The organism is Collimonas fungivorans (assembly GCF_028292705.1).
Classification (GTDB): Bacteria; Pseudomonadota; Gammaproteobacteria; order Burkholderiales; family Burkholderiaceae_D; genus Collimonas; species Collimonas fungivorans_B.
On record NZ_JAQGLV010000078.1, the window covers coordinates 1 to 8,883 of the forward strand.

The following is an 8,883-nucleotide window of genomic DNA, read 5'->3' on the forward strand; positions in this document are numbered from 1 at the left end:
CGCTGCCATTGGGCATAATCGGCATACTGGATAGGCAACGCCGGCAGTTCGGCGGCCTGGCCTCCTGCGAACGCTGCATAGGCCGCCGTCAATTCATTGAATGCGCAACGCGAGCTCCAGCCGTCGCTGACCGAGTGATGGCTAGTCAGCAGCAGGCGTTGCGCATCATCGGCCAGCGTCAGCAATGTGGCGCGCACCAGCGGCCCATTCGACAGGTCGAATGCTTCGGCCACATGGCGTTCCGCCAGTTCGGCCGCACTTGCCATACGCTCTGTAGCACCGTATGAGCGCAGATCGATTTCCGCCATCTGCACCGGCAAGACTGCGTGAATACGCTGCATGACGATGCCGTCATCGTTTTCGACCAGCGTCGTGCGCCAGGCCTGATGCCGCTCCATGATCAGGTCAAGCGCACGCTGCAGCAGGTCGATCTTCAGGACGCCCACCACATCCCATTGCACGGCGATGTGATAAGCCGCGCCGGCGTCGCGGGTCTGCGCGAGCACCCAGAAACGTTGCTGGGCGAACGATGCGGGACGATCAACAAATGGCGCGCCGTTGCTATCCTGCGACACACGCACCCGCGGGATGCCATGCGCCTGCATTTGCGTTTCGATTTCGCTGCGCTCGACCAGCAGCGCCAGCTCCTCAAGCGACGGATTGTCGAACAGCGCATCGAGCCGCAGGTTTACCCGCCACTCGTTCCGGATTGCTACCTGCAGCTGCATGGCGGCCAGCGAATCGCCGCCGCGCGCAAAGAAACAGTCTGCACGGCCTATGGGTGCTGCATCGTTCAACAGCCGCTGCCATAGTTCGGCGAGACCGTTTTCGACCGCCGTCGCCGGGGCAAGGTAATCGGCGCCTGGCGCCAGCGGAAGCGCGGCCACGGTCTCGCGCAGCGAAGCCCGGTCCAGCTTGCCGTTAAGCGTATAAGGCAAACGCTCGAGGCGCACAAAACGATGCGGCTGCCACGCCGGCGGCAGCTGTGCCACGAGATGCGTCTTCAGCACTTCGTCGCCGAGCGCTTCGCTCAGCACCACGCAGGCAATCAGCTGGGTACGGCCGTTTGCCGTTTCGGCAAGCACCGCTGCATCGCCGACAGCCGGATGGGCCAGCAGGCAGGCAGCAATTTCGCCCGGCTCGACCCGCACGCCGCGGACTTGCACCTGGTCGTCGATGCGCCCCAGGTAATCGAATGCGCCGTCGGCACGTTCGCGCGCCAGGTCGCCGGTGCGATAGATGCGCCCGCCAGGCTCGCCGGCCGGATCAGGCAAGAAGCGTTCGGCGGTAAGCGCCGGGCGGCCGTGGTAGCCGCGCGCCAGGCATACGCCGCCCAGCAGCAGTTCGCCAGCCTGGCGTTGCGGCAGGTCGGCTACACGCGCAGTCCGTGCAATCGCCGACCCTATCGGCCAGCCTATCGGTAGCGATGCAAAACCATTGCCCTGCTCCAGGGCCGGTACGCTGGCGGGATCAATCGGCCACAGCATCGGCGAAATGATCGCCTCGGTCGGACCGTAGCCGTTGACCAGCCGGATTTCAGGAAACGCCTGCCTGATTTCATCAAAAGTGTCCTGCGACATCGCTTCACCGCCGAACAGCAGCACACGCAGCGCGGACGGCACGCCAAAGCGCTTGGAAGCAGCAGCAAATTCGCGCAGATAGGCAGGCGGCAAGGTGGTGTTGGTGACTCCTTCGCGCTCCATCATGGCGCGCGCGGTTTCCGGCGGGAACGGCGGCGGATCGCTGATCACGACGCTGGCGCCGATTGACAGCGGCGCCAGCCAGGCCTCGATCGACACATCGAAATTCACCGAGGCGAAATGTAACAGGCGGTCTGTGGGGCCGATCGGCAGCGACGTGTTCAGCGCGTCGCAGTGGATGGCAAGCGGGCCATGCTCGACCACCACCGCCTTCGGCGTGCCGGTCGAACCCGAGGTGTAGATCATGTAAGCCGCTGCCCGAGGATTTACCGGCGCATCGTCTTCCGCAAGCAAAGGTTCGGCATCAGCCACTGGCTTGTCGACAATGAAACATTGTGCAAAACGTGCTCGCATGGTGGCATCGGCAGAATCGTCGACGATGCCATGGGCAAGCCCCGCATCCTGCACTACCCAGTCAAGGCGCGCGGCAGGATGGCGCGGATCAAGGGCGACGAACACCCCGCCCGCCTTCAATACTGCCAGCAATGCAACAAACAGATCACAGGAACGCTCGACACACACGCCGACCCGCACCTCAGCGCTGACGCCTGCCGCGCGCAGCCGGGCGGCGAGACGCGACGCGCGAGCCTCCAGCTCGCCGCGCGACAAGCGCACGGTATGCGGTGTAAACGACGCCAGCGCGGGCGCATCGGGGTCAAGGCGCGCTTGCGCACGGATCTGGTGGTGCAATGCAATCGGAAAGCTCGTCATAGACATAAATCCTAGTGTCCTGAGTTAGAAGTTCGTTGAATAAGAAAAGTGATGCAATCGGTGTCAGGCTAGGCGCAAAACGGAGCAAGGGAATGACCCTTGCGAGTATTTGCAACGACGCATGGCGCCGATTTCATCGCTTTTCTTCGACGAATTTCTAGCTCAGGACACTAAGTCCGGCCGCAAGTACGGCCTCTTTGCTAGATAGACGAACTACGCGCCGGAATTTTTACTTAATTCACCCGGAAACATGTTTTTTTTCATTGTCGGTATCAGGGCGTTAAATATTTGCCGCGGTCGTTCGTCATCAGGGATAAGAGCCTTGTTCCATTCATTTTTTAACAACCACCAACCGATTGACCGCCGATGACCGCTGCTACCCAGCCTTACGCTTCCCCGCCCCCTACCGAATCCAGCGCGCAGGCCAAACCGGCCATGCGCCTTATCATTGCCCTGCTCAAACGCTCGCGCGGCGCCCTTGCGATTGCGCTCACCGCCTGTGTGCTGAACGGCATCGCCAGCGTGCTGCTGGTCGCGACCCTGAATCGCGCACTGTCCGAGTCAGGCGCGGCCGACGGTTCGCTCGCCCTGCGCTTCGGGCTTTGCGCCGTGATAGCGCTGGTCACCCGGGTAATTACAGGGGTCCTGTTCGCACGGCTGTCGCAGGACACCATGGCGCAGTTGCGCGAGCATGTCGCCAAACGCGTCGCCGCCGCCGAGCTGCGCGATGTCGAACGGATCGGCGCTGCCCCCGTGCAATCGGTGCTGACCGACGACGCCACCAACGTCTCGATGCTGTTTTTCGCCCTGCCCAATATCGTGATGCACGGTTCGATCGTATTCGGCTGCCTCGGCTACCTGGCCTGGCTGTCCTGGCCGGTATGCCTGCTGGCGCTGACGGCGATCGTGGTCGGTTCGATCGGCTACCATAGCGGCGACAAGCGCGCCATCGCTTCGCTGGAAGCGGCCGGCCGCTCGCAAGACAAGCTGTTCGGTTATCTCGGCGCATTATTTACCGGTGCGAAGGAACTAAAACTGCACCAGGCGCGCGCGCGCCAGTTCCTCGACGGCCAGCTCGGCGCGGCCATCGGCGAGGTGCGCGACCACCGCCGGCGCGCGTTCAGCTCGTATGCTGTCGGGGTCGGCTGGATTGTGTTCCTGTTCTATGTATTCCTCGGCGCGGCCGCATTCTGGCCGACCCTCGGCGTGCGCGCCGACGCAGCCGCGGCTTCCGGCTACATCGTTGTCTTCCTGTTCATGCTGCTGCCGCTCGACGGCCTGCTCAACAACGTACCGACCTTGAACGCAGCTCGCGTCTCGCTGGACCGGATCGAAAAGGTGATGGAAGAGTTCGGCAACCTGCGCACCGTGCCGCCGCTCAGCGAAAGCGCATCGCATGAACCGTTCAAGACCCTGACGCTGCGCGATGTCACCCATTCCTATTTCCATGAGCGCGACGAACGGATGTTCAGCGTCGGCCCGATCAACCTGACCTTCAAGCCCGGTGAGCTGGTATTCCTGGTCGGCGGCAACGGCAGCGGCAAGACCACGCTGGCGAAGGTGCTGACTGGACTGTACGAGCCTGAAGACGGCGTGATCGAGGTGGATGGCAAGCCGATCGGCTCAGCCGAACGCGCCGCCTACCGCGAACGCTTCACCGCCGTGTTCAATGATTTCCACCTGTTCGACGCCCTGCTCGGCATCATCGATCCGAACGATTCGTCGCGCGCGCAGGCAGATGCACGGGCCAATGCACTGGTCGCAAAACTGGCATTGGATCACAAGGTGCAAGTGGTCGATGGCGCCTTCTCGACCCGGGCGCTCTCCACCGGGCAGCGCAAGCGCCTGGCGCTGGTGGTGGCCTACCTGGAAGACCGGCCGTTCTACCTGTTCGACGAATGGGCTGCAGACCAGGATCCGGCATTTAAAGCGGTGTTCTATGAACAATTGCTGCCGGAACTGTGCGCGCGCGGCAAGACTGTGCTGGTGATTACCCACGACGATCGCTATTTCCCGCTCGCCGACCGCGTGCTGAAACTCGACAACGGCAGCATCATCAGCGAAACCTATGGTGCGCCAGCCGCACTGTTGGCGACGGCAGCCAACGGTACCGAAGGTTAAGCAATACCCGTCCTTGTAAATCACAAGGACGGGATTCAGCCAATCATGAAGCGGTGAACAGGAATATCGCCGATATCGGCATCAAGGCGGCTTCGCCGGCGGCGGCAATGACAGCAGTTGCTCAGTCATGGTATCCGCCAGCCGCAGCGCCGACATCGGCCCGCCAAACACCCACAGGTTGCGCTCGACCAGCGCCACCCGCCCTGCGCGCCGCGCCGGTACAAAGGGCCAGATCGGCGAATCAAGCTTCTGCTTGAGCGGCACTTCAGGCCCGGTTGAGCTGACGAACAATACCGCCAGGTCGGGTTTCTTGAGCAAATCTTCAGAGGTTACGTAAGTAGTGCCTTCACGGGTCGGCGCGGCATATCCCAGCTCAACGCCAAGCGCGCGCGCCACGCCGCCCGCCATGCTGTTGCCGGTGAAAGCCCAGTAACGGTCAGGCAAGCCCAGTTCCTGCAGCCAGGCGACCTGCTCGCCGCTGCGGCCGGCCTGCTTAATGCGCTGTGCATCATGCGCCAGGCCAGCGTCGAGCCTGGCTTCGACAGCAGTGGCGGCATCTTCGCGCCCGGTAAGGCAAGCGACGGTCCGGAAAATTTTACGCGCCCAGTCAAGCTGGGTCAGCGACCTACCGTTTTTCTCAAGGTCAGGGCTGTATTGGAACAATACGGTGGGAGCGATGCGGTTGAGCGCCGCGAAAATCGATGCGTGCCGCAGCCCTACTCCAAGAATCAGGTCGGGCTGCAAGGCCGCGATCGCTTCGAAGCTCGGCTCCTGGCGCGTACCGACATCCGGCACCGCGGCCAGCCGCTCTTTGTCATAGTCAAACCATCCCGGATAATTCGAAGCGTCGGCCATGCCGACCGGCGTCAGGCCTAGCGCCGCCAGGTCTTCGGCGAACATGAATTCGAGCACCACGATCCGCCGGGGCCGCTTCGGTATCCCTGGCTGGAACTGCGAAACGGTGAGATTGCCGGCAAGCGGCTCGCAAGCCGGAGCCGGGCTTACAGAGCCTGCAGCATGAGCTGGAGACCCGCACAGCGCGGCGCAAGCCGCCGCTATCGCGCAAAGCCGCTGCACCTGCCTGGTCAACGTATCGCATCCTGCAATGCGAGCGCTTCGTCGTGCATCGTCAACAACAATGGGCAACTGGCGCACAGATTTTTTTCTCCTGGAATTTGATTGCGCATGCAGCACACGCGGCGCGCGCGGAACGGGTCGGGCAGCAACGCCGAACCCGGTTTTACCTGGCGTACCGGCGTGCGCAATGGATTAGGCGAGCCATCCGCCGCGACCGGCCTGAACAGACAGGCGATATCATTTGCCACGCCCGGCAAGGCCGCGCATTGCCCGGCCAGATAGTCGAGCAGGTTGCCGACATTGCCCCATAACACGCGCGGCGCAATGCGCGCCATGTCTGCCAGCGTCTCGATCACCGCTTGCAGATGCTCCACCAGCGGCGCATAACAGCGCGTGCAGTCGTTCTCGGGCGGCTGCAGCGCGTCGGCGGCAAAATACAGTGCAGTCGGCATCCCTGCCCGCAGCACAAGCTGGGTGCGGGCGGGCGACATGTCCAGCGGACGGCGCAGCAGCAGCGCGGCGATGCCGGCCGGCGCCGCGAGCCAGAAATAATATTTGCTCCATTGCGACAGCAAGGCCCGCGCGTGGATCTCGCCATCGCCGCCGTAGTGCGACACCATCGCATCAAGCAGCTCAGTACGGTAGGCGCCGAGCTGGGTCAACGGGATGCAAACGGATTCTGCGGTCTCGCTTTCCGTTTCGGAGACGGCCTGGTTGTCGTGTGGTTTTCCGAGCCAGACATGCTCGAGATAGGATGCCATCGATTCAGGCGCGAGCGCGGCGAAACAATGCGCCGGCGCACCGGCGCCCGGATTCAGGACAGTCCTCTGCAAGATATCCATCAGCGGCCGCCCCGCTTTTCGCGTCGCGCCTGCGCAATCAACAAGATGAGCAGGTATGGCGCGCCTATCATGGCGGTCAACACGCCGGCCGGAATCTCCCGCGGGGCAAGCAGCGTGCGGGCGGCGACATCGGCCAGGACCAGCAGCAGCGCGCCGCATGCAGCGGCCAGCCAGAGCCGGGTACGGTGCGTGCGTGCACCCAGCATTACCGCCAGGTGCGGCGCCATCAGGCCGATGAAACTGACCGGACCGACAGCGGCGACCGCCGCGCAGGCGGCAAGTGTCGCCACCGTCAGCACCAGCGGCCGCAATACGGCAATCGGCAGGCCGAGCGCCGCCGCCTGGTCGTCGCCCAGCGACAGCAGGTCGAGCGGCCTGGCGAGCAACGCCAGCACCGGCAGCGCCAGCAGGCACCATGGCAGCAACGTGGCTACTTCGCCCCAGCTGCGGCCGTAGGTGCCGCCGACCAACCACACCACAAAACGCGCCGGCTGCACGCTCTGCTGCGTGATCAGCCACTGTGACAGCGTAGTCCAGAGTGTACCGAGGACCAGCCCGGTGAGCGCTACCGCCATCGGCGCATAACGATGGCGGCGATTGAGCAGCAATGTCAGCAGCAGCGTGGCGGCGCCGCCGGCCAGTGCGGCGACGGCAAGGGTCGAATGGGCCGCGAACGGCCACAGGATCAGTGCGATGAAAGTCGCCAGCCCTGCGCCCTGGGTGACGCCAAGCACTTCAGGGCCAGCCAGCGGATTACGCACGATGCTCTGCATCAGCACCCCGCTTGCCGCCAGCAACGCTCCGGCCAGCAGTGCGCACAAAAGGCGTGGCAGGCGCAGGTCGAGCAGCATCCGGGTTACTTCGTCGCGCCCTTCCAGCGCGGCGATCCAGCCGGCCGGGCCGATCAGCTTCGCGCCCAGCGAGGCGCCGGCAAACAATAGCGCGCAGCCAGCCAGCAGCAACCCGGCTGCGATCAAGGGCCATGGCAGTGCTGTCAGCATGCGCACGGCGCGCGTCCCGGCATCGGACATCGGCCGTTCCTGCCCTGCCGCCATTGCGCCCGACCATACGATGCCGCTGCGGATCATGGCCAGCATCAATGGCGTGCCGACCAGTGCGATCGCTACCCCGGTCGACAGCGTGGCGTCGAGGTCGAGCGCCAGCACCGCGCTGTCGGTAACCAGCACCAGCGCGCCGCCCACCAATGCAGACAAAGGCACCAGGGCGCCCAGTTTCGATGCTTTTGCGCCGCGCAGCTGGCGCAGCAGATTGGGCGCGATCAAGCCGACATACGATAGCGGCCCGGCAATGCTGACCGCGACGCTGGCAAAACCCACCGCCACCACCATGGCGCCGATCCGCGTCGCATCGATCGGCACGCCGGCGGCGGCAGCAGCATCGTCGCCCAGCACGAAGGGGTTGAGCGGCCGCATCACGAACGGCAAGGCAATCAGCGGCAGCACCAGCCATGCCATGGCCAGCTTGAGGCCGTCTGCGCCCGGTTGATACAGGCTGCCGCTGGCCCACAGCGCGGCGCCGGCGATGCTTTGCTCGAAAAACGCCAGCACCAGTGTCGCTACTGCCGAAAACAGCAACATGCAAACGCTGCCCGCCAACACCAGCCGCAACGGCGTCGCGCGCCAGCCAGCCGCCGCCACCACGCAGACAGCGGCGGCCAGGCCGCAGCCGAACAGCAGCAGCACCGATGCCGTGCCGGCAAGCGCAGGAACCACCATCGCGGCCAGCAAGCCCAATTGGGCGCCGCTGGTAATGCCGAGCAAATCGGGAGAAGCGAGCGGATTGCGCGTAAGCGCCTGGAACAGCGCGCCAGCCACGCCGAGACAGCCGCCGGCGACCAGCGCCGCCACCACCCGCGGCGCACTCAAATCGAACAGCAGTATGCGGCTAAGTATGGCGGCGTCACCGCCTTGCGCAGATGCCGCCAGCCACTGCTGCACCCCGGGTCCCAGGCGCACGGCCGCCGTGACCACGATCAGCAGCAAGAGCGCTGCTCCGATCAGGCCTGCCCTGCTTTTCATCGGGGCATGCCGGCTTGCGAGCGCCGCGTTTGGGCGAAGCGGAGGTTGGCCTGCTAACGCAGTCATGCAGCGAGATCCTTATCGGCGCCGTTTTCACGCAGCGCCGCCGGCGGAGAGACCTCGCCATAGGCTGGCACACACATTGGCGCACCTGTCAGCGGATGAGCGATCTTCAGCATGGTTACATCGAATGTTTCGTGCAGATGATGCGGCGACAGCATGGCGTCGGGCGAACCATGCGCAATGATCTTGCCAGCGCGCATCAGGACGATTTCATCGCTGAATGCGGCAGCCTGGTTCAGGTCGTGCAGCACCCAGACGATGGTCAACCCCTGCTCCTGGTTCAAGCGGCGCAGCTCGTGCAGGATTTCAAGCTGGTGATGGATATCGAGA

At 64.1% G+C, this 8,883-nt stretch carries 5 protein-coding genes and 1 pseudogene; 1 reads left to right on the forward strand and 5 read right to left on the reverse strand.

The features are described from left to right. A partial coding sequence (locus JWQ61_RS03725; RefSeq protein ID WP_304359331.1) for an amino acid adenylation domain-containing protein occupies positions 1–2,411 on the reverse strand: 2,411 nt, incomplete at its 3' end. A gap of 366 nt (positions 2,412–2,777) precedes the next feature. Between JWQ61_RS03725 and JWQ61_RS03730 the strand changes: the two genes are divergently transcribed. Next, on the forward strand, positions 2,778–4,532 hold the full coding sequence (locus tag JWQ61_RS03730) for a cyclic peptide export ABC transporter (protein ID WP_304359332.1): 1,755 nt from the start codon (positions 2,778–2,780) through the stop codon (positions 4,530–4,532). An 81-nt stretch (positions 4,533–4,613) separates the two neighbouring features. Here the strand turns inward: JWQ61_RS03730 and JWQ61_RS03735 are convergent, their stop codons facing one another. The 4 genes and pseudogenes from JWQ61_RS03735 to JWQ61_RS03750 all read right to left on the reverse strand — a co-directional run. After that, entirely contained in the window at positions 4,614–5,639 is a 1,026-nt protein-coding gene (locus tag JWQ61_RS03735; RefSeq protein ID WP_304359336.1) for an ABC transporter substrate-binding protein, read from the reverse strand. Continuing rightward, the gene (fhuF, locus tag JWQ61_RS03740; RefSeq protein ID WP_304359333.1) at positions 5,618–6,451 is read right to left on the reverse strand and encodes a siderophore-iron reductase FhuF; all 834 of its coding nucleotides are present in this window, start codon (positions 6,449–6,451) and stop codon (positions 5,618–5,620) included. The genes JWQ61_RS03735 and fhuF overlap by 22 nt, the downstream gene beginning before the upstream one ends. Next, on the reverse strand, positions 6,451–8,556 hold the full coding sequence (gene fhuB / locus JWQ61_RS03745) for a Fe(3+)-hydroxamate ABC transporter permease FhuB (protein WP_304359334.1): 2,106 nt from the start codon (positions 8,554–8,556) through the stop codon (positions 6,451–6,453). Before fhuB ends, fhuF begins: the two co-directional genes overlap by 1 nt. Further along, a pseudogene (locus JWQ61_RS03750) lies at positions 8,553–8,883 on the reverse strand (ABC transporter ATP-binding protein); the annotation flags it as partial. The gene fhuB and the pseudogene JWQ61_RS03750, both read right to left, overlap by 4 nt.

Excerpts from the sequence above, each read along its gene's own strand:
- fhuB (WP_304359334.1), bottom strand. The coding sequence starts at position 8,556 with ATGACTGCGTTAGCAGGCCAACCTCCGCTTCGCCCAAACGCGGCGCTC.
- JWQ61_RS03730 (WP_304359332.1), top strand. The coding sequence starts at position 2,778 with ATGACCGCTGCTACCCAGCCTTACGCTTCCCCGCCCCCTACCGAATCC.
- fhuF (WP_304359333.1), bottom strand. The coding sequence starts at position 6,451 with ATGGATATCTTGCAGAGGACTGTCCTGAATCCGGGCGCCGGTGCGCCG.